The sequence below is a fragment of the Bacillus sp. GMs2/2 genome (assembly GCF_050172095.1).
Taxonomy (GTDB): Bacteria; Bacillota; Bacilli; order Bacillales; family Bacillaceae_G; genus Bacillus_A; species Bacillus_A cereus.
Genome location: NZ_JBNLYE010000584.1, coordinates 1 through 1,855 on the forward strand (window position 1 = coordinate 1; position 1,855 = coordinate 1,855).

The following is a 1,855-nucleotide window of genomic DNA, read 5'->3' on the forward strand; positions in this document are numbered from 1 at the left end:
AAAAGTGTACAAAAGACACCTAAAAATGCAGGGAATATTCAATCTAATGAGCCTAAAGACGAATTAGCAGCTCATCGGAATAAATGGCGGAAAACCCAATGATTATTACATCAGGCGTTAACTATGCTGATAAGTATGCGAATAACGTCATGCGTAATAAAAAGAAGTACCCGAAGTCGATCATTCTTGCTGTAGAACGTTATAAGAAGTGGAAAAAGCGTAAAGATATTTGGTTTGATGTAGATCGAGCGAATGAAATGTTAGATTTCGTTCAATCGTTCATCCGTCATGTTAAAGGACCACTTGCAGGTCAATTGATGGAATTAGAGCTTTGGGAAATGTTTGTTTTTGCGAATATGTATGGTTGGTATCATAAAAACGAAAAAGGAAAAACAGTCCGTGTTATTCGTGAATCATATGTTCAAGTGCCAAAGAAGAACGGAAAAACTATTATCGCAGCAGGTGCATTGCTCTATGCTATGTATGGAGAACTTGAACTTGGAGCGGATTGTTATTGTGCGGCATCAGATTATGAACAAGCGCAAAATGCAGCTGAACCAATTGCACAAGCGATAGAGAACTCCGAACCTCTGGCACGGCATACACAAATTTATAAAGGTGTGAATGGAACAGTTAGTGGTGCTATGTACCGATATAGCATCAATGGAATTGCATATCAAAATAAATTCAAAGTATTAACGAAAAACACGAAGGGTCTTGAAGGAAAGAACCCTTATTTTGTGTTAAATGACGAGCTCCATGCACAGGAAAATATGGACATGTATGATAACTTGAAGTCAGCGCAGATTTCTCGTGAACAACCGATAATGCTTAATATTTCAACAGCTGGTAAGGGTGCTTCATCTGTCGGTATGCGTGTTTATAAGTATGCGAAATTTGTTTTGGAAAATGACGATGACGATTCTTTGTTTGTTGCAATCTGGGAGCCAAATAAAAATTATGATTGGGAAGATCGTAAAGTTTGGGAAATGGTTAACCCGAATATTGGTGTTTCCGTTACAATGGAAACACTTGAAATTGAGTTCAAAAAGGCGAAACAGTCTGCACATTCAAAAGCTGAGTTCCTTTCCAAACACTTAAATGTTTTCGTAAATGGTGCTGATAATTATTTTGAGCATGATCAAGTACAACATGTTCTTGTGGAAGATTTGGGTGATCTTACAGGTGAAATTTGTTATTTAGGATTGGACTTATCGAAAACAACAGATTTAACATGCGTAAGTTTAAATTTCCCTTCACATGATGAGGAAGGAAGGTCAATTATAAAAGTAAAACAGATGTATTTCCTTCCTAATGAGAATATTGATTTTAAAGAAAAAGAGGATAATGTTCCATATACAGATATGGTTGAACGTGGTTTTGCTACGTTTTGTGATGGGAAAATGATTGACCAGGATCAAGTTATGGAATATATCGTTGAATGTATGGATTTGTACGATGTACAACAAATAAACTATGATCCAGCAATGTCCCAAAAGTTAATAGAGAAGCTTGAAAACCTCGGTTTAGAATGCATTGCAGTAAATCAGTATCCAAACGTTATGAATGCAATGCTTGACGATTCAGAAATACTAATTTATGAAAAGCGTTTAATTACAGACAATCCTTTATTTGTTTATTGCGCTCTTAATGTTGTAGTGGTAACAAATATTAACGGAATGAAAGCGCCAAGTAAGAGACAGTCCAAAAAGAAGATTGATGGATTTGTGGCTTTTTTAGTTGCTCACAAAGAAACGATGATGGTTATGGATAGCATAACAGAGGAAGGTATGGATGAATTGATTGGTGATATTTATCGATAGAGAGGCGGTGAAAAATTGGGTTTAAGGGATAG

1 protein-coding gene and 1 pseudogene are annotated in these 1,855 nt (G+C 36.1%); both read left to right on the forward strand.

Translation table 11 applies throughout. The features are described 5' to 3' along the window. A pseudogene (locus ACQGS6_RS27600) lies at nucleotides 1-102 on the forward strand (P27 family phage terminase small subunit); the annotation flags it as partial. Continuing rightward, a complete protein-coding gene (locus ACQGS6_RS27605; protein ID WP_086411466.1) occupies nucleotides 99-1,823 on the forward strand; it encodes a terminase large subunit in 1,725 nt (574 codons plus the stop codon). The pseudogene ACQGS6_RS27600 and the gene ACQGS6_RS27605, both read left to right, overlap by 4 nt. The last annotated feature ends 32 nt before the right edge of the window (nucleotides 1,824-1,855 follow it).

What these genes read in the sequence shown, in the direction of transcription:
- ACQGS6_RS27605 (WP_086411466.1), top strand. Translation starts at nt 99, where the DNA reads ATGATTATTACATCAGGCGTTAACTATGCTGATAAGTATGCGAATAAC.